Consider the following 18,176-nt stretch of genomic DNA (forward strand, 5'->3'; position numbering starts at 1 on the left):
GGAGCCGAACATCACTCTGTGACCGAAGCCAACGCATCAGGTCACGCATTGGAGATTGGTTCGAGAACCGAAGGGCGAGGAACCACCTGTCCAGCGGAAGCACGAGATTTAGCCGATCGGCGAAAACGTCGATCAACACGAAACCGAACCCAAGGAAAAGCTGCCAGTTGAAGGCGTTTTGCCCCTTGTGTTCTTTCATTGGAGATGGTCATGGCATGGTCTGCCAGCCAGTATGTCAAATTCGAGGATGAACGCACACGCCCGGCGCGGGATCTGTTGGCGCAGGTGCCGCTTGAACGCGTCCGCCACGCCGTGGACCTCGGCTGCGGGCCGGGCAATTCGACGGAGCTGATTGTCGAGCGTTTCGGTGCCAAAGGCGTTTCCGGCCTGGACAGCGACCTGAACATGCTGGAAGCGGCTCGCAAGCGCATGCCCGGCACGCCCTTTGTCGACGCCGACCTTGCCACCTGGCGGCCGAGCGAACCGGCGGACCTCCTCTTTGCGAATGCCGTCTTCCAGTGGCTGCCTGAGCACCTCGACATTTTCGATCGCTTGATGGACGGACTTGCGCCGAGCGGCGTGCTGGCGGTGCAAATGCCCGATAATCTGACCGAGCCGACGCATCTGCTGATGGAGGAGACGGCGCATGCCGGCCCGTGGAAAGCAGCGTTCGAGGCGCGGAGCGTTCGCCGCAAAACCCTGCCGCCGGCCTCCACCTATTACAGCCGGCTCATCGGCAAGGCCGCCCGCGTCGACATCTGGCATACAGCCTACAACCATCCAATGGCTGACGCCGCGGCAATCATCGAATGGGTCAAAGGAACGGGCCTGCGGCCCTATCTCGATCACGCAGGCGAAGAGCATCGCGAGGCGTTCCTGGCGGACTATCTCGGCCGCGTTGAAAAGGCCTACCCGAAGATGTCGGACGGGCGCGTGCTGTTGCGCTTCCCGCGGATCTTCATGGTGGCGGTCAAGGGCTGACACGCCCTGACGGATTGACGGCTCCGATTGGTCAGTCGACGGGCAAGACAGGATGCGATGACATTGCCCTGCAGGCGGCATCCTGCTTGCCGCCGCACAAGCGAGCACTATAGTCGATGGAAACAGCGAGGAAACCTTCATGGACGCCGCCCCCATTCCGTCAGCCACACTCGTCATCTTCGGCGCTACCGGCGACCTGACGCGACGCCTGCTGATACCGGCGATCATCAATCTGACGCGAAGCGGATTGGTCGGCGACGATCTGGAGATCCTCGGCGTCGGCATAGAAGCTGGCGACGACGCCTCACTGGTTGCGAGGCTGGACAGCTTCCTAGCCGGATTGAGCGACCCGATCCGCCCGGAGACCGACGACGCCTGGCGGAGTCTGCGGCAGCGTATCTCCTACATTTCAGGCGATTTCACGCAAGACGGCATATTCGTCGAGATCAAGAAGCACCTGACCAACTGTAACGCGGCCTTCTACTTCGCGGTACCGCCGCAGTTCTTCGGCCCGCTGGTCGAAAAGCTGGCCCGGCACGGCCTCACCAGCGAGACTGACGGATGCTTCCGGCGGATTGCCATCGAGAAGCCTTTCGGCACCGACCTCGCCTCGGCCCGCGCGCTGAACGCCCGCATCCTCGCCAATGTCTCCGAGAGCCAGGTCTACCGCCTCGACCACTTCCTGGGGAAGGAGACGGTACAGAATATTCTGACCGCCCGCTTTGCCAACATGATGATCGAGGCGCTCTGGAACAACAACTATATCGACCACGTGCAGATCAGCGCCGCCGAAACAGTCGACGTCGGCACGCGCGGCAAATTCTACGACGCGACCGGCGCAATGCGCGATATGATCCCCAATCATCTGTTCCAACTGCTGGCGATGATCGCGATGGAGGCCCCGAACGGATTTGGCGCCGAAGCGATCCGTACGGAAAAGAGCAAGGCGCTGAGCGCGTTGCGCATCTATACGCCGGAGGAAGCCAAAGCACATGCCGTCCGCGGCGCCTACACATCAGGCAAGCTCGACGGAAACGACATTACCGCGTTCCGGGAAACCAAGGACGTCTCGCCCGACAGCAATACCGAAACCTTCGTCGCGATGAAGCTCTACGTCGATTCCTGGCGTTGGGCCGGCGTGCCCTTCTATCTCAGGACCGGCAAGGCGCTGAAGGCGCGCGATACGGAAGTTGTCATCACCTTCCAGCAGGTGCCCTTCGCGCAGTTTCGGAAAACGGATGTCAACCGTCACCTGCCGCCGAACAAGATGGTCATCCAGGTCCAGCCCGACGAAGGGCTGAGCGTCGAGATCTCCATCAAGTCGCCCGGCCTATCTGTCGACACCGTCCCGGTCTCGCTCGACTTCCGCTATGCCGACGAGTTCGACATCGGCAAGATGACCGGGTACGAGTCGCTGCTCTACGATCTTTTCACCGGTGACCAGACGCTGTTCCAGCGCGCCGACGGCATCGAGGCCGGTTGGTCGGCGGTGCAACCCTTCCTGGATATATGGGCGAAAAGCAGCGAAACGCCGGAGTCGTACGCGCCTGGAAGCAGTGGTCCATCCTGCGCCGACGAACTGATCCGCCGCGATGGCCGGGAGTGGCATGAACTGGGCGCAGCCACCCGCAACCACGATCCAAAGTAAAGTCCGGAAATACACGCTTAACTAAAGTAAAACCGAATAGAATTTCCCGGCAGCTCGCGCATGGCGAGCATAGATATTGTACCATCTCGTATGGACGAGACCCATCGCAACACATTTATGGTGTGCTATACAAAATATGGATGTGTTGACCCTTTCGCCTAGTATAGCGAAGATTCTCCGGCTGACCGCGTTGCTTTTTCTGTGCGACAAAGAAGGCGGGGCTCGTCCAACCCCGACGGGCCCTTCTTGTATTTTTCTAGCATTTGGCGAATAAAGTATATATTAGTCGAAATTGTTAAAGCTCGATTAATATATTTACTTGCGCTCTCTCGCTGCCTTGCTAAATCTATCTCGAGGGTTTTGGGGTATTGACATGGTAGATAGTCAATTGGCTAAGAATCGTTCGATTTCCGATCAGCGTATGGAAACCTGCAGGTCGGAGTTCGAACCCCTCCTTTTCGAGCTCATTCGCAATGGCGAGAAAAGGGGATGGAAGGCAGCCGAAATCGCGATGGCTCTGGCCGACGCTGCCGACGACGTCATCCTTAAGCTTGCAAGAGAAACGAAGAGCAAGCATTAAACCGGCTGCCTTGCCGGCTTTGATGCCATGACGCTTCAGAAGTGCCTCCCTAACACGCAAGAGAAGCTGTAGCTTGTCTCCAGTGATTCTCTTGCCGGTTAAGAGGCCCGATGTCGCAGTTGATTGCAGCCGTTCTTCTTGCCTGTGGATGCGTCAGCCTCGCTGAGGTTGCCGACTGGCCACCCGCGGACAGCTATGTTCCGAAGATCGGTTGCCGGCAAAGCGACGCTGCCGAGCGCTGCGAACAGATCCGTGCTGATTGGACCGGCCTTTACGCGGATGCCATCGCCGGTCGCATCGAAAGTCAGAGGAAAATTTCTTTCTGCCTGAGCACCGGCTGCAACGAGGGCATCGTTGTCGAGCCCGTCCTTGGCTGTGCCTGGCGTCAGGTTATTGCGGCATCGCACAACCCAGAGATCAACGACACCGACCGAACCAACATCGACCGTTATTGCGGCCCGCGTGTGCTTGACGATGCCGGACGCAAGGCTGCCGGCGACCAGTCGCAAGCCTGGCTGGCCTTGCTTGGCGTCACGCCGTAACCACAAAAGCGAACGGGCGGGAACAAGCCCGCCCGCCGAAAGTCTCGTCTTGCCGCTTAGACGAACTGGCTGAGGCCCGGAACCGAGCCGACAACCTCGTCCACAACTTCCTTGCCGGCGTGCTGCTCGGCAATCGCGATGGTTTCCTTGGCAAGCGTGGTGATCTCGCCCATGCCGAGGCCTTCCGACATCAGCTGCTGGCCGAGCGCCATGATGCCGCCGCCGCCGAGCGCGCCCATGATGCTGCCGAGGATCCCGCCGCCGCCGCTCGCGCCTTCGCCGTTGTACTTGGCAACGAGGTCGGAAGCGCCCGGAATGGCTTCGATCATCTTGGCGACCGGACCGTCTGCCGCCTCGCGCTGCAGGAAGCCGAGCATCATGCCCACCGCCTTTTCGGCCAGTTCCGGAGTGATGCCCACACGCGCGGCGATCTGGTCTACGATTTCATTCATTGTCAGCCTCCTATTTTTGACGTTAACGTCAACGTTAGTCGAACTTTCCGGGCAACTCAAGCCGCCGGCCGCAAAAGCACCCTTTATCTTACTTTTCCTTTTAATGCAGACAGTTGTCCGCACCGGGCTCCCTGCTTATAACAGGGAAGCGATATTACAATGACCATGCGGAAACGACGCTCCGCATTTTGACGCAATCGGCGCCGACAGCCGCAGGGAGAATTTTCGAAATGCTCGAGGATGGCAAGATTTTCGTCGGCGTCAGCCGCAATCCGGATGACAGCGTCAACAAGCCGGAATATCTCGACCTGAAATTCGGAAACCGCCACGGCCTGGTAACGGGCGCAACCGGCACCGGCAAGACGGTAACGCTGCAGGTGCTGGCCGAGGGCTTCTCGAGGGCCGGCGTGCCCGTCTTCTGCTCCGACATCAAGGGTGATCTTTCCGGTATCGCCGCCAAGGGCGAACCGAAGGATTTTCTCACCAAGCGCGCCGAGCAGATCGGCTTCGACGATTACGAGTTCGACCAGTTCCCGGTCATCTTCTGGGACCTCTTCGGCGAGAAGGGCCATCGCGTCCGCACCACCATTGCCGAAATGGGGCCGCTGCTTCTCGCGCGGCTGATGGATGCCTCCGAGCCGCAGGAGGGCGTCATCAATATCGCCTTCAAGCTCGCCGACCAGGGCGGGCTCCCCCTGCTCGACCTCAAGGACTTTTCCTCGCTGCTGAATTACATGGCGGAGAACGCAACCGAGCTTTCCAGCCGGTTCGGTCTGATCTCGAAGGCGTCGGTCGCCTCGATCCAGCGTGGCCTCCTTGTGCTGGAACAGCAGGGCGCCGAACACTTCTTCGGCGAACCGGCGCTGAAGATCACCGACATCATGCGGACCAACAACCGCGGCTATGGCCAGATTTCCGTGCTCGCCGCCGACAAGTTGATGATGAACCCGCGGCTCTATGCGACCTTCCTGCTGTGGCTGCTTTCCGAGCTCTTTGAGGAACTGCCGGAAGTGGGCGATCCTGAGAAGCCGAACCTCGTTTTCTTCTTCGACGAGGCACACCTGCTCTTTAACGACGCGCCGAAGGTGCTGATCGAGCGTGTTGAACAGGTCGTCCGCCTCATCCGTTCGAAGGGGGTCGGCGTCTATTTCGTGACGCAGAACCCGCTCGATGTGCCGGAAACCGTGCTCGCGCAGCTCGGCAATCGGGTGCAACATGCGCTGCGCGCCTATTCGCCGCGCGAGCAGAAGGCTGTGAGGACAGCGGCGGACACCTTCCGTCCCAACCCTGCCTTCGACTGCGCCACCGTCATCACCACGCTCGGCACTGGCGAAGCGCTGGTGTCGACACTGGAGGCGAAAGGCTCACCCTCGATCGTCGAGCGGACGCTGGTGCGCCCGCCCTCCGGACGCGTCGGCCCGCTGACCGATCCGGAGCGCCAGCAGATCATGGATAAGAGCCCGGTGCTTGGGGTCTACGACGAAGATCTCAATCGTGAATCCGCCTTCGAGATTCTGGCGGCGCGCGCCAAGAAGGCATCCGACTCCGATGCAGCCAAGCAGGTGCAGCCGACCGAGCCGACCGAGGGCAGCGCCTCGGGTCGCTGGACACTGCCGGGCTTCGGCGATGATGACACCGAACCGCAGGCCAAGAGCCAGGGCCGCGCCCGCTCCTCCGGCTACCAGCGCGAAACGGTCGTGGAAGCGGCGATGAAGAGCGTGGCCCGTACGGTGGCGACACAGGTCGGCCGGGCCCTGGTGCGCGGCATCCTCGGAAGTTTGAAGCGCTGAGCGGAAGGGGGCTTATCGCCCTCGTTCCGCCCGCGAAATCCTCTGCCCGTCACGCGCTCAACGCTTGCGGACGAACTCCGTGCGCAAGACAAGGCCCTTGATGGTGTCGTGGCGGCAGTCGATCTCTTCCGGGTTATCCGTCAGCCGGATCGAGCGGATGACCGTGCCCTGCTTTAGGGTCTGATTGGCGCCCTTCACCTTCAGATCCTTGATGAGGGTGACGGAATCGCCGTCCTTGAGGACGTTTCCGGCAGCATCCCGGACCTCAGCGGCCTGCGCGGCCGCGGCAGCCATTTCCGAAGCCGGACGCCATTCGCCCGTCACTTCATCATAAACGTAATCGTCGTCACCGCCTGCCATGGCGTCTCTCCTGGAAATTTAAGAATACCTGTCGAGCCGCTTACAGCAACCATGCTGCCCAATGCAAGTTCGGGAGCGCGACCGCGCAGCACAAGCGCTTTGGTTGCATTCCTGGGTTAGCAATGCTATTTCTCCTATGCGCTCAAAGAGAAAGGAGGGTCGCGTGCAAAATTTCTATTTCCGGTTCAACCGGCAACGTGGCCCCGTCAACGCCCTGCAAATGCGTTTGCAGGGCTGACCAGAGACCGTTTCTCACAAACTCTCTTCCCTGGTCTGCCCTTCGTGGCAGCAGTTTGGGCATTCGCCCGTCTGCAATACTCATCCACCGAGCTCGAAGCACACGCACGCGATGAAGGCTGCATGCCCTCGCCCGTGTGATCGCTCGGCAAGACCAGAGCAAGATCATGACCCTTATCAATATCCGCAATCTCGGCATCACCCTCAGCGCACCGCTTTTTGCCAAGCTTGACCTCGTCATCAATGCCGGCGACCGTCTGGGGCTGGTCGCCGCCAACGGCCGCGGCAAGTCCACACTGCTCCGCTGCATTTCGGGAGCGCTCGAGGCAACCCACGGCGACATCACGCGCTCGCGCGGGCTGACGATCGGCTATGTCGAACAGGACGTGCCAACCAAGCTGCTTGACGTGCCGTTCCACGATGCTGTCCTTCAGGCGCTGCCTGCCGATCAGCAGGCGAACGAAAGCTGGCGCGTGGACATCGTGCTGGATTCGCTGGACGTGCCCGAAGCCTTGCGCAGCCGCCCGGTCAGGCAGCTCAGCGGCGGCTGGCAGCGGCTGGCGATGCTGGCGCGCACCTGGGTGATGGAGCCCGACGCGCTGCTGCTCGACGAGCCGACCAACCACCTCGATCTCGGCAAGATCGCGGCGCTTGAGGATTGGTTGAACGCCCTGCCCCGCGATGTGCCTGTGATCATCTCCAGCCACGACCGTGCCTTTCTCGATGCAGTCACCAATCGTACGCTGTTCCTGCGGCCGGAGCAGTCGCAGGTCTTCTCCCTGCCCTACAGCCGGGCGCGGGCAGCGCTTGATGAGGCGGACGCGGCCGACAGGAGACGCTACGAACGCGACATGAAGACTGCCGAGCAATTGCGCAAGCAGGCGGCGAAACTCAACAATATCGGCATCAACTCCGGCAGCGACCTGCTGGTTGTCAAGACAAAGCAGCTGAAGCAACGCGCCGACAAGCTCGAGGATGCGGCCAAGCCCGCCCATCTCGAGCGATCGGCCGGTGCGATCAAGCTCGCCAACCGCGGCACGCATGCCAAGGTGCTTGTGACACTCGACGAAGCGGAGGTCCGTACCCCTGAAGGCACGACACTCTTCCGGACCGGCAAGCAGTTCATCTGCCAGGGTGACCGGATCGTATTGCTCGGGGAGAACGGCGCCGGCAAATCACGGCTGATCGCGATGCTGCGAAAGGCAATCGGCCATCCGGAGACGGCGCAGGACGGCATCAAGGCCACCCCTTCGCTGGTGCTCGGCTATAGTGACCAGGCGCTGGCCGACTTGAAGGACAGCGATACGCCGATGGAGACGATCATCCGCCGCTTCGACGTTGGCGACCAGCGGGCGCGGGCGCTGCTCGCGGGGGCCGGCATGACCATCGACATGCAGTCGCGTCCGGTCGGGCGGCTGTCGGGCGGGCAGAAGGCGCGGCTCGGCATGCTGGTTTTGCGGCTGGCGGAGCCGAACTTCTATCTGCTCGACGAGCCGACCAACCACCTCGATATCGACGGGCAGGAAGCGCTGGAGGGCGAACTCATGGCCCACCAGGCGAGCTGCCTTGTTGTTTCCCACGACCGCAGCTTCGTGCGCGCCATCGGCAACCGGTTCTGGCAGATCGAGCGCCGGCGGCTGATCGAAGTGGAGAGTCCGGAGCCCTTCTTCGCGGCTGCACGGCCTTAGGGTCCGGACTCATGCAAGTCGGCGGCGTCGCGGACGGCGCTCCCTGGACCAAGCAGCGAATTGCGAGGAGAGGCGATAGAGAGTAGAGTTCTCGACACCATTCGACTGGGGGACTAGGCAATGAGCAGATTGTTGATCCTGTCGGCTGGTGCCATCCTGGTACTAGCGTCCGTGGCGCATGCGGCGCCCTCTATGCAACCACTCAAGATCTCTAAGGAATGTAGCCAGTACACCGGCGAGACTCCGAGCTTCTGCACGATTACGGAATCGAACCTGGCGGCGATCCCGGCGGGTACCAAGATCTTGTACTATGGGCCGGTGACCGGCAGTCCCCTTTTCGGCAGTAGCACGGCTGTTATTGCCGTCGGAAACGGAGACACGGCGGTCGGGTACTGCGTCACCTACGACACCGCCAGCCCAATGCAAGGAACCTGTGCGTTTCATGCCGGCAGCGGGACGCTCGCCGGTTTCCAGGCGGTCGTCAAGGTCACGGTCGACGACAAGCAGATCTATCACTGGGACGGAGGCTACCTACTTGGCACCGACAAGGCCGCCAAGTGAGAGCAAAAGGAATGCTGCCTGGCCGTTTGACGTGAATTCGTGCCCTGACTCCTGATTAGCAGGAGACAATGGCGGCGCGGCAACTACCCTTCCGTTTGCCGGGCGAAGCACCTGCCGGCCGGGTCTCTAAGCGCCTAGCACGGCGCTTGGTGAAGGCGGACCCATACGGTCCGATGTCCAAGTGTGTGGGTTATCAGAACGAGGCCGGCGTGGCGCCGAGCAGGCTAAGCTTGCCGCCGTTAAGGGAATAAAGGCTCATCTTGCGCTCCACGGTACCCGCCGGCGTCATCCGGAAGAGACCGGTCACGCCGCGGAAGCCGACCTTGCTGGTCAGGTTCTGTGCGTTCATTCCCTCCGGTCCCTTTGTCCGGACAATGCCCGAGGCAACGGCAACAGCATCGTAGCTGTAAGCCGCGTCGGTGGAGAGTGCGCGCTTGTAGTGCCGCTGGTAGCGCTCGGCGATCATCGTCGCGCCTTCGGGCTCGACCATGGCAATCACCGTGCCTGCCACCGAGGGATCCGTATACGTTTGCGGCGGCCAGGCGCTTGTGCCGACGAAGGTGACGTTCGTCTTGCCGCTGGCCTTCACGGCGCCGGCGATGGTCGTGGTGATCACCGTTTTCCCGAGAACGAGCACGGTATCGGCATTCTGCAGATTGGCGCCCGCCCTCTTGACCGCATCAGCGGCGGCAGCGTCCGTCAGATCGTAGCGGGCAAGGCCGAGATACGTGCCGCCGCCGGCGTGGATGGCGCTTGCCAACCGGGCCTCGTCAGCAGCGGGAAAGTCGTTTTGGGCGAAAACCAGCACCTTCTTGTGGCCGCTGGCGGCGGCTGCCTGCACGCCTTCAATGGCGCTGTCGATTTCATCGGAAACGAAGTTGTAGACATTGCCCGATGTTGGCGGCACAGGGGCGCCCAGATTGAGCAAAGCCGGCCGCTGGTCAGCCGGCACCGCAGCGATAGCCGAGGTGACGGCAGGCAATGCGTAGCTCACGAGGAGAACGGAACCGCGCGCCCTCGCCTCGCTGACCGCGGTCGCGGCGGCTGGAGCGCCGGAGGCCACGTCGACAACCTTCACGAAGACCTGGTTGCCGCCGAGTTCGCCGACGCCGAGGCCGGCACCGTCGCGCACGTCACGCGCAGCACCCTCATAGATGCCGGTCGCGCCCTTGGGCAGCAGCAGCGTGATCTCCGCTCCCGTTTCTCCGAAGCTTTCCTCGACCTCGCTCGAAGGTGCCTTGATATCGTTGGTTTTCACATTCTTGGCGATGCCATCGACGTCGGACTGGCAGCCCATGAGCGCACCGCAGGCGACGACGATCGACATTGCGAGAACGAATTTGATGAGTTTGAGGGGACCGGCGCCTTCCGAAGGCGACACTTGCCGTGTCGAGCGTAAACCATGCGAGCCTTGCACCGGCTCGATTGACTGCACTGTCACCTGTTCCCCCACCACTCGCAATCGCGGCCTTTTCCGGCCCTTTGACAGGATTTCATATCTGCACAGGCAACACCGGAAAGCAAACCCTTCGCCCAAACTTGGTTGACGGGCACACTAAACTTTTATGTTCTTTTGAAGAGATAATTTATACCAACCTTATCCACGCTTAAATACCTGATTTTTATAGATGTTTTGTACGTTTCTCGCAGCCAACGAGAGACAACCATCGATGAAGCGCAGTATAAAAACAAGCAATGTCGCTGCTTTTACTTTGTCTGCATTTTCAGCCGCATTTGCACCGAATATTTCGGCGGCATCCGTATTGCCGTCTTCGCAAATGTCAGGCGGGATCTACTCCGTTGACCTGGCGGCTGAAACGGCCCGCGCTCTGACGCTCGGCGGCGTCGCCAACGTCCTCAGCCTTGCGACGAAAAGCATCGGCACCATCGACGTTGCCGCGCTGACGCGCTCGCTACAGCCCGAGCCGGCCGGCTGGGTGAACGAGAGCGTCGCTCCAGCCCAACCGGTTGCGCGTCCGGCGATCGCCGCGCCGGCAGGTGGCGCCGCTTTCGGGACGGTTGCCATTCCTTTCAAACGACTGGCTGCCCTGAAGAAGCTCGAACCGTCCCTGTCGGAAATGACGGATGGAACCGCAATTGACTGCAGCGCAGGCAAGTGCTCCGAGGCCGCGACCGCGATCAAAGTTGCCTTCAGCAAGACGTCGCAGTCCTCGATCCGCGACAAGCTGAACGCGGTCAACATCACGATCAATCACACGATCCGCTACAGCCGCGACATCGACACCTACAAGGTGGCCGACTACTGGGCGACGCCCGCCGAAACGCTCTCGCGCCAGCAGGGCGATTGCGAGGACTTCGCGATCCTGAAGATGGCCGCGCTGCACGCCGAAGGCGTCGAGCTCAAGGACATGTCCGTCATTGTCCTGTTCGATCAGAAGCGCCATTTCTACCACGCCGTGCTTTCCGTTGCGGTGAACGGCAACCGCTTCATTCTCGACAACATGCGTGACGAGGTTCTGCCGGATACCAAGCTGCCCGACTATGTGCCGCTCTACTCGATCGCGGACGGCAAGGGCTACCTGCACGGAACACGCACCGGCGCCAAGCAGGTTGCCTCGGCATTGCCACTCGAAAAGGTCGCTCCAGGCGAAGGCACGACGTTCTGAAAATCGCCGGCAAGATGCAGAAAAAGCGGCTGAATCTCGGCCGCTTTTTTCATGTCTGGGATTTTCTGGTCAGTAACGAGAGACATAGCCGATCAGCATCGGCTTCTCATGCGTTGGCGCCAAAGCCAGATTGATCTGGCCCTTCATCGAGGCCGAGCCGACGGCTATGGTGAAGCCGGTGTTCAGCGTCTTGCCCCTGTTGCGATAGAGCGTGGCGATCGCCTCATCGATCTGCGTGTCGATCGAGAAGCGCAAGCTCTTCGTCAACTGCGCCGCATCACCAAGCGGAAGACGCTGGCGCAGCATGGTCAGGAAGGGATCGTTGAAGAGCTGGATCTTTTTTTCCTGTGTCAGCAGGATCGTCGGCGACGGCGACGCCTGGATGATGGCATTGACGTTTGCAATGGACGAGGCGTCCTCGACGGTATCCAGCCTCCGCAGCGCCCACTTGAAGCTGAGCACACGCAGCAGCGAGGCCAGGTTGCCGGACTCCGGCATCTGTGAGGCCGTATAGTGCACGAGGTCGGCCGTGCTCATCTTGCCGGCCGACGACATGCGCCCGAGGCCATCCCAGTAGATCCGCTCGAGGCGGATACCGCGGCGCTCGCCGCCTCGACCGACGACCGCACGGAAGCGCGGCTCGATCTCCTCGGCGCCGATGGCCGGCAAAGGCTCCTCGATCGGCTCGAGTTCGGTGAGTGCGTTGCTGCCTGGCTTGACGATCAGCATCCTATCGCTCCGTCAGCGCTTCGCTGCGCGCCTTGTTGATCGGCTTCATCAGGTAGCTCAGCACGGTCTTGTTGCCGGTCATGATCTCGACCGAGGCAACCATGCCGGGGATGATCGGATAGGACTTGCCGTTGCGCTCCAGCGCGGACTTGTCGGTCTTGACCTGTACCAGATAGTAGGTCTCGCCCTTTTCCTTCTCCACGAGACTGTCTGCGGAGATATTCTCGACGACGCCCTCAAGGCCGCCGAAGATCGAGAAGTCGTAGGCGGTGACCTTGACGACGGCAGGCTGGCCGCGGCGCACGAAGGCGACATCGCGCGGCGAGATCTTGGCTTCGACCAGCAGCGTGTCAGCGGTCGGAACGATGCCGGCGATGACACGGCCCGGATCGACATAGGCGCCGATGGTGTTGACCTCGAGCGTGTTGACGATGCCGTCGACAGGCGAGCGGATGTCGGTGCGCTTGACGCGGTCGGACGCGCCGCGGATGGTCTCGTCGACGACCGAAAGCTCGGCCAGCGCCTGCGCCTTGTCCGTCAGCGCCTGCTGACGCAGTTCGAGGGCAAGATCGCCGAGCTGCAGCTTGGCTTCCTGCACGGCAGCCTGCAGGCGGTCGATGCTTTCCTGGTAAACCTTGAGCTGGCCCTTCTGGTCGGTGAGATCCCGCTCGGTCTTCAGCACTTCCGTCTGCGCCACCAGCTTCTTCTGTGCCAGCGGGAAAATTAGGTCGTACTGGCGCTGGGCACCTTCGATATTCTGCTGCAGGCGATCGATGTTGGCGTGGGCTTCGCTGAGCTCGTTCTCGCGCTGGCGCACGCGCTCCTGCAAGACGCCAAGCTTGTTCTGGTAGCTGGCGCGATCGGCAGCGAAAAGCTGCTCCTCGTTTGCGCACACATCCTTCGCGACGGCCAGGATCTCTTCCGGGCAAATGAACGGCGTATCGTATTGACCAGCTTCCTCGAGCTTCAGGCGCGCAACCTTGGCACCGAGCGCACGCGCCTTGGCAACGGATTCGCCAAGGGTGGAGGTCGTCGTTGTATTGTCGAGCTGGACGAGTAGCTGACCTTTGCGGACGACCTGACCGAGGACGACGGCGATCTGCTGGACGACCCCGGGCTCCGACGACTGGATGATCTGCGTCTTCGAGACCGGAATGACCTTGCCCTCGCCGCGGGCGATCTCGTTGATGTCGGCAATAGCCGCCCAGGCGACGAAGCTCGCAATGACGAGCGCCACCAGTGCCAGAATGCCGCGGGCGAGAAGCGGAGGATTGTCGTGACGATTGCTGAGGCTCATGACTGCGCCCCTGCTGGTTTACGCTGCATGGCCTCGATGACCGCACCCTTCGGACCGTCGGCGATGATGCGTCCTTTATCGATGACGATCAGGCGATCGACGAGTTCAAGCATGCTGTAGCGGTGGGTGGCGATCAACAGCGTCGCGTCACGGCTGATAGCCTTCGACAGGCGCGCGATCAGATTGCGCTCGGTCGCCAGATCCATGGCGCCCGAAGGCTCGTCGAGAAACACGATCTTCGGTTTCGTCAGCAACAGGCGCGCAATCGTCAGCGCCTGCTTCTGGCCGCTCGACAGGTTGGTGCCGCGTTCGCCGACGGGCATGTCGAAGCCGCGAGGATGATTGCCGACGAACTCGTCGACACCGGTCATGCGGGCGACCTCGAGCAGCTCCTCGTCGGTCGCATCGGCGCGTCCGATCAGCAGGTTTTCCTTCACCGTTCCCGAGAAGAGATCGGACGACTGGCCGGCCACGGCGACCGCCGAGCGAACCTCGGCCATGTGGTACTGGCGGATATCGACGCCATCGATCAGCACGCGACCACCCGAGGGAGAAAAGAGCCCGTCGAGCAAGCGGCCGAGCGTCGTCTTGCCCGAGCCGATGCGGCCGATGATGCCGACGCGCTCGCCGGGCTTCACGGTAAAGGACAGCTTGTTGATGACGGGATAGTCCGATCCCGGATACTGGAAAGACACATCCTGGAAGCTGAAAGCGCCGCGGGTGATCTCGCGATTGACGAAGCCGACCGTGGACGGACGGTCGTCGGGCTGCTCCATGATCTTGTCGAGAATGCGAAGCGACATGGTCGCCTGACGGAACCGCGCCAGCGTCATGGCGATCTGGCCGAGCGGCGCGCCGGCGCGGCTTGCCAGCATGACCGTCGCGACGATCGCGCCCATGGCAATGCGGCCTTCGGAGAACTCGTAGGTGCCGGCAATCACGATCAGGACGCTCACCATCTGCTGGATGAACATCGTCATGTTGATGGCGTTCATCGAGATGTGCTTGATATCCTCGCTGGTGCGGCTCGAATACTTTGTCAGTTCCTGCCAGCGGCGCAGCATAGTGGCTTCGGCGCGCAGGCTCTTCAGCGTTTCGATCGTCGAGATCGTTTCCACCAGCAGAGACTGGCGACGCGACGCCTCGTTGGCGGCCGTCGCCATGCGCTTGCCGATCGCGGCCTGCGCCCACAAGCCGATCGCGACCGACAGGACGAAGGCGACCGCTGGGATCACGACGAGCCAGCCGGAAATCAGATAAATGACGCCGAGGAAGATGAAGACGAACAGGCTGTCGATCAGGACGCCGATCGTGTTCGACGTGAAGAACTCGCGAACGAATTCATACTGCGTCACGCGGTTGGCATATTCGCCCGTCGACATCGGCCGCGAGGCGAGCGTCGAATTCAGCACCTTGTCGAACAGCAGCTGCGACAGGCGCAGATCCGCCTTGCGTCCGGCATAGTCGATCAGCGACGAGCGAGCGGTCTTCAGCAGGAAATCGAAGACATAGGCAAGCGAGATACCCGCGGCCAGAACCCAGAGCGTCGGGATCGCCTTGTTCGGCAGCACCCGGTCATAGACGTTCATCGTAAAGAGCGGCGAGCCGAGCGCGATCAGGTTGATGAAGAGTGCCGCGACCATGACGCGGACATAGGTGCGCCAGTAAGGCGCAAGCGTCGTTGCCAGCCAGTGCCGCTTCTCGATCTCGACGGCATTGCCGACCAGCGCCTCTTCCGAGGCGTTCTGATAGTAAAGCGTAAAGGCAAAGGCCAGTTGCGGCTTCAGCGCCAGGAATTCTTCCCGCGCCAGACGAATCGCGTTGCCGGCAATCGGAACGATATCAGTGACATAGGAGCCGTCCTCGGCGACCTCGAGCAGCGGCAACACGCTGCCGTCGGCAAACGCGACGATCGCCGGGCAATCGAAATTGCTCTGGCGGCACTCGCGCTCCTGATGCTTGATCACCTGCAGGCCGATGCGCTCGGCCATGCGCTCGACATCGTCGATCTCAAGCGACTCGGTCACCTCATCCGGGAGACCGGAGAAGAGGACCGTGTCGGAGCTTGGTCGGCCATAGAACGCAGCCACGGATTTGAATGCGGCTTTGAATGTCTGCAGCGGTGTGCTGCTGGAGGTCCCGAGCGCTACGTTCAGCATTGTTCCATGGCCACGTCGACTATTGCTGTCGAATTGGCGCTAGAAGGTCCAGGGGCATACCGGCCTTCTGATGTGAATCAAGCTCGACATATCCAGGATTCGCGACGCCCGCGGGGACAACAAACTCTTCCCGCGCATAAGGTTTGGACTGATCGACCGGCTTCAGCTTCATCGTCTGAAGCAGATTGCCCGACGCCGCCAGGATCTTGTACTCGGCAAACTGCGACGCAACGCGCGCGGTATCAGCGAGAACCTGAGTGTTGAACTTCGTGTTCTGCGCATCGAGCACATCGAGCAGCGAGCGCTGGCCAACCTTGAACTGCTCGCGGTAGGAACCGACGAGCTGGTTGTTGATCGAGGCCTGCTTGTTGAGGATGCCGGACAGCTCGCCGCGGCTGACGCGCTCGTTCCAGGCGGAACGGACCGACTCCGAGACCTCGCGCTGAACCTGGGCGAGATTGTAGCGCTGCTCGCCGGCACGACGGATCTGTTCCTGCTCGCGCGCAACGTCGATGCCGCCGCGATAGAGGTTCCAGCGGGCAACGACACGGACCTGATAGTCGTTGGTGTTGCCTTCGTCGCCATCGATGTCGTTGCCGACGCGGGCCGAGCCTTCGAGATTGACCTTCGGCAGGTAGTTGGCGCGCGCACCACGAACCCCGGCATCGGCCGCATCGACGTCGGCATTGGCCGAATAGATGCGCGGGCTGTTCTTGGCGGCGACGAAGACCGCGTCGTTCAGCGTCTTCGGGACGTACTTGCCAACGGACGGCGGCGTCTGCGCATTGGTGATTGGCTCGCCGACGACCTGAAGGAAGCGGATTTTCGTCTGCTCAAGCTCTTCGAGCGCTTCGCGCAGCCGGGCCTTGGCGGCCTGCAGACGTTCGCTGCCCTGAAGGCGGTCAGCGTCCGTGAGCGCACCGCCCTTGATGCTCTCGTCGATGTCGCCGACCATCTGCGTATGGAACGCAACGTTCTGCTTGGCGGCAGCAACGATCTGGTTCTGGAGCATGTATTCCAGATAGTCCTGCGTCACTTCGAGTGCGAGCGACTCAGACCGTTCGAGAACCCGAAAGGACGCGCCATCGACGCGCGAAGCCTGCTGTTCGACCTGGGCGCGGCGGCTGCCGCCATCATAAAGTGTCTGCGAGATCGTCAGACCAACATCGCCCGGCGACAGATAGTCATGGTCATCTCTCAGCGAACCGGAACTTTCGTTCGACAAGCGACGGCGCCCGATCCCGCTCTCCAAATCTACGGATGGCAAGTATAAACCGCGCGCTTGACGTAGTTCAAACTCGATAGCTTCTCTATCCTTCGCAGCCTGCAAGATCTGCGGGTTCGTGTTCATCGTCTTTTCGATGGCCTGCTGCAGAGACATTGCATTTGCATCAGCATAAAACGAAAAACTCAAAGCAACCGTCGCAGACAATGCTGCAAAAATTCTTTTGTCCTTAATCAAGTTCGATGCCCCTCAACATCAAAGATTCACTCGGCGTACCCGTATACCAAAGATTTTCTTTGGCAAAGAAGTAACACCAATCTTTCCACATTCCAATCGCAGCTTCAGACATTCCTGCCAAGACAGTTAATCCCAGTGGACAACTGCCTAAAGCGAGAATTTTACAGGATTTTTTAACGGGGGCTTTGCCCGAACCTGTTTATCTGGCATTACTTTCAAACGGACATGACCCGCGATGAATTTTAGCCAGCGTTACTCTTCCGCCACAATCGTTTCAGCTCTTCGGATCGCAACCCTCGGTGCTGTCTGCTACGTGGCTGGATCCGTCGGCGTTTTACTTATCTTAAACCTTCTCGTACCGGATCGACCATTTTTGGTGGGATTTGTCGGCGCAGGTTTAATTTCGCTTCTTGTTGCATTTCCGCTGCTATTGATCTTGCAGCTCAAAGTCGGCGACCTAAAAAAACTACAAGAAACGATTAACTATACTGCGCGCCACGATGCCGTAACCAAAACGCTGAACGGGACAGCCTTTGCTGCGGCCGTCGAACACTACATCGATCGGCGCAAGCGAATCGCCACCGACGCTGGCGGCGTGATGATCGCCGTCGTCATCGATACGCTCGACGAGATCAGTCGGCGCTACGGCCCGCAATGGGCAGACACGGTCATGCAGTCGCTCGCCGCGATCATCCAGTCGTCGGTGCGAAAGGGCGACTTGGTTGCGCGCCTCGCCACCAACGAGCTGGGCGTCTTCCTCCCGGGCGCGACCAGCGAAAACGCCCAGGACGTCGGCACCCGCATCCGCCGGCGCGTTGCGGAAGCCTCTTTCTCGGCGGAGGGATCGCCGATGACGATCGGCGTCCGGCTCGGCGGCGCCGTTTTCGAGGGACCGACCGACTTCACGCATATCCGTCAGTTGGCAGACGAAATGGCCATGGAGCGCGGCGGCGAGCGCGAAGACGCCATTCCGCTGTCGCGGCTGCCGGCCGCCTGACCTAGTCTAGCCGAATCCCGAAAATGGAAAAGGCGCCGAAGGGCGCCTTTTCCTTTTGTCGGTTTG

General features: G+C 61.0%; 16 protein-coding genes and 1 pseudogene. 9 read left to right on the top strand and 8 right to left on the bottom strand.

Annotated elements, in window-relative coordinates; translation table 11 throughout:
• Positions 1-199 (bottom strand): annotated as a pseudogene (locus tag C934_RS35430) (hypothetical protein); the annotation flags it as partial.
• A gap of 11 nt (positions 200-210) precedes the next feature.
• On the opposite strand from C934_RS35430, the gene tam reads away from it, so the two are divergent.
• The 4 genes from tam to C934_RS0126640 all read left to right on the top strand — a co-directional run bounded on the left by tam (position 211) and on the right by C934_RS0126640 (position 3,751).
• Entirely contained in the window at positions 211-981 is a 771-nt protein-coding gene (gene tam / locus C934_RS0126625) for a trans-aconitate 2-methyltransferase (protein WP_018859598.1), read from the top strand.
• Between the two features lie 139 nt (positions 982-1,120).
• The gene (gene zwf, locus C934_RS0126630) at positions 1,121-2,629 is read left to right on the top strand and encodes a glucose-6-phosphate dehydrogenase (RefSeq protein WP_018859599.1); all 1,509 of its coding nucleotides are present in this window, start codon (positions 1,121-1,123) and stop codon (positions 2,627-2,629) included.
• Between the two features lie 388 nt (positions 2,630-3,017).
• Positions 3,018-3,209 (top strand): hypothetical protein, encoded by a 192-nt coding sequence (locus tag C934_RS34840; protein WP_169682815.1) that lies wholly within the window; start codon positions 3,018-3,020, stop codon positions 3,207-3,209.
• 110 nt (positions 3,210-3,319) lie between these two features.
• Positions 3,320-3,751, top strand: a complete 432-nt coding sequence (locus C934_RS0126640) for a hypothetical protein (protein WP_018859601.1) — start codon at positions 3,320-3,322, stop codon at positions 3,749-3,751.
• A 56-nt stretch (positions 3,752-3,807) separates the two neighbouring features.
• Here the strand turns inward: C934_RS0126640 and C934_RS0126645 are convergent, their stop codons facing one another.
• On the bottom strand, positions 3,808-4,203 hold the full coding sequence (locus C934_RS0126645) for a hypothetical protein (protein ID WP_018859602.1): 396 nt from the start codon (positions 4,201-4,203) through the stop codon (positions 3,808-3,810).
• 230 nt (positions 4,204-4,433) lie between these two features.
• Between C934_RS0126645 and C934_RS0126650 the strand changes: the two genes are divergently transcribed.
• The gene (locus C934_RS0126650; RefSeq protein WP_018859603.1) at positions 4,434-5,993 is read left to right on the top strand and encodes a helicase HerA-like C-terminal domain-containing protein; all 1,560 of its coding nucleotides are present in this window, start codon (positions 4,434-4,436) and stop codon (positions 5,991-5,993) included.
• A gap of 57 nt (positions 5,994-6,050) precedes the next feature.
• Here the strand turns inward: C934_RS0126650 and C934_RS0126655 are convergent, their stop codons facing one another.
• Entirely contained in the window at positions 6,051-6,353 is a 303-nt protein-coding gene (locus tag C934_RS0126655; RefSeq protein WP_018859604.1) for an alkylphosphonate utilization protein, read from the bottom strand.
• 404 nt (positions 6,354-6,757) lie between these two features.
• Here C934_RS0126655 and C934_RS0126660 point away from each other — a divergent pair, with 404 nt between their 5' ends.
• A complete protein-coding gene (locus tag C934_RS0126660; RefSeq protein WP_026372108.1) occupies positions 6,758-8,278 on the top strand; it encodes an ABC-F family ATP-binding cassette domain-containing protein in 1,521 nt (506 codons plus the stop codon).
• Between the two features lie 120 nt (positions 8,279-8,398).
• Entirely contained in the window at positions 8,399-8,839 is a 441-nt protein-coding gene (locus C934_RS0126665) for a hypothetical protein (protein WP_018859606.1), read from the top strand.
• Positions 8,840-9,032: 193 nt separating this feature from the next.
• Here the strand turns inward: C934_RS0126665 and C934_RS0126670 are convergent, their stop codons facing one another.
• Positions 9,033-10,280: a hypothetical protein gene (locus C934_RS0126670; protein ID WP_026372109.1), complete on the bottom strand. Its 1,248-nt coding sequence runs from the start codon at positions 10,278-10,280 to the stop codon at positions 9,033-9,035.
• 322 nt (positions 10,281-10,602) lie between these two features.
• On the opposite strand from C934_RS0126670, the gene C934_RS0126675 reads away from it, so the two are divergent.
• The gene (locus tag C934_RS0126675) at positions 10,603-11,466 is read left to right on the top strand and encodes a transglutaminase-like cysteine peptidase (protein ID WP_245268019.1); all 864 of its coding nucleotides are present in this window, start codon (positions 10,603-10,605) and stop codon (positions 11,464-11,466) included.
• 69 nt (positions 11,467-11,535) lie between these two features.
• On the opposite strand, the gene C934_RS0126680 is transcribed toward C934_RS0126675, so the two are convergent.
• From C934_RS0126680 to C934_RS0126695, 4 genes are read right to left on the bottom strand one after another with little or no spacing between them, the layout of a single operon-like run.
• A complete protein-coding gene (locus C934_RS0126680; RefSeq protein WP_018859609.1) occupies positions 11,536-12,195 on the bottom strand; it encodes a ribbon-helix-helix domain-containing protein in 660 nt (219 codons plus the stop codon).
• A gap of 1 nt (position 12,196) precedes the next feature.
• Positions 12,197-13,492, bottom strand: a complete 1,296-nt coding sequence (locus C934_RS0126685) for an HlyD family type I secretion periplasmic adaptor subunit (protein ID WP_018859610.1) — start codon at positions 13,490-13,492, stop codon at positions 12,197-12,199.
• Entirely contained in the window at positions 13,489-15,651 is a 2,163-nt protein-coding gene (locus tag C934_RS0126690) for a type I secretion system permease/ATPase (protein ID WP_018859611.1), read from the bottom strand. The genes C934_RS0126685 and C934_RS0126690 overlap by 4 nt, the downstream gene beginning before the upstream one ends.
• Before the next feature lie 19 nt (positions 15,652-15,670).
• Positions 15,671-17,032: a TolC family outer membrane protein gene (locus tag C934_RS0126695; RefSeq protein ID WP_018859612.1), complete on the bottom strand. Its 1,362-nt coding sequence runs from the start codon at positions 17,030-17,032 to the stop codon at positions 15,671-15,673.
• A gap of 517 nt (positions 17,033-17,549) precedes the next feature.
• On the opposite strand from C934_RS0126695, the gene C934_RS0126700 reads away from it, so the two are divergent.
• A complete protein-coding gene (locus tag C934_RS0126700) occupies positions 17,550-18,110 on the top strand; it encodes a GGDEF domain-containing protein (protein WP_245268020.1) in 561 nt (186 codons plus the stop codon).
• Positions 18,111-18,176: the final 66 nt, after the last annotated feature.

The organism is Rhizobium sp. 42MFCr.1, assembly GCF_000377185.1.
GTDB lineage: Bacteria > Pseudomonadota > Alphaproteobacteria > Rhizobiales > Rhizobiaceae > Rhizobium > Rhizobium altiplani.

What these genes read in the sequence shown, in the direction of transcription:
- tam (WP_018859598.1), top strand. Translation starts at nt 211, where the DNA reads ATGGCATGGTCTGCCAGCCAGTATGTCAAATTCGAGGATGAACGCACA.
- zwf (WP_018859599.1), top strand. Translation starts at nt 1,121, where the DNA reads ATGGACGCCGCCCCCATTCCGTCAGCCACACTCGTCATCTTCGGCGCT.
- C934_RS0126640 (WP_018859601.1), top strand. Translation starts at nt 3,320, where the DNA reads ATGTCGCAGTTGATTGCAGCCGTTCTTCTTGCCTGTGGATGCGTCAGC.
- C934_RS0126645 (WP_018859602.1), bottom strand. Translation starts at nt 4,203, where the DNA reads ATGAATGAAATCGTAGACCAGATCGCCGCGCGTGTGGGCATCACTCCG.
- C934_RS0126650 (WP_018859603.1), top strand. Translation starts at nt 4,434, where the DNA reads ATGCTCGAGGATGGCAAGATTTTCGTCGGCGTCAGCCGCAATCCGGAT.
- C934_RS0126655 (WP_018859604.1), bottom strand. Translation starts at nt 6,353, where the DNA reads ATGGCAGGCGGTGACGACGATTACGTTTATGATGAAGTGACGGGCGAA.
- C934_RS0126660 (WP_026372108.1), top strand. Translation starts at nt 6,758, where the DNA reads ATGACCCTTATCAATATCCGCAATCTCGGCATCACCCTCAGCGCACCG.
- C934_RS0126665 (WP_018859606.1), top strand. Translation starts at nt 8,399, where the DNA reads ATGAGCAGATTGTTGATCCTGTCGGCTGGTGCCATCCTGGTACTAGCG.
- C934_RS0126680 (WP_018859609.1), bottom strand. Translation starts at nt 12,195, where the DNA reads ATGCTGATCGTCAAGCCAGGCAGCAACGCACTCACCGAACTCGAGCCG.
- C934_RS0126685 (WP_018859610.1), bottom strand. Translation starts at nt 13,492, where the DNA reads ATGAGCCTCAGCAATCGTCACGACAATCCTCCGCTTCTCGCCCGCGGC.
- C934_RS0126690 (WP_018859611.1), bottom strand. Translation starts at nt 15,651, where the DNA reads ATGCTGAACGTAGCGCTCGGGACCTCCAGCAGCACACCGCTGCAGACA.
- C934_RS0126695 (WP_018859612.1), bottom strand. Translation starts at nt 17,032, where the DNA reads ATGTCTCTGCAGCAGGCCATCGAAAAGACGATGAACACGAACCCGCAG.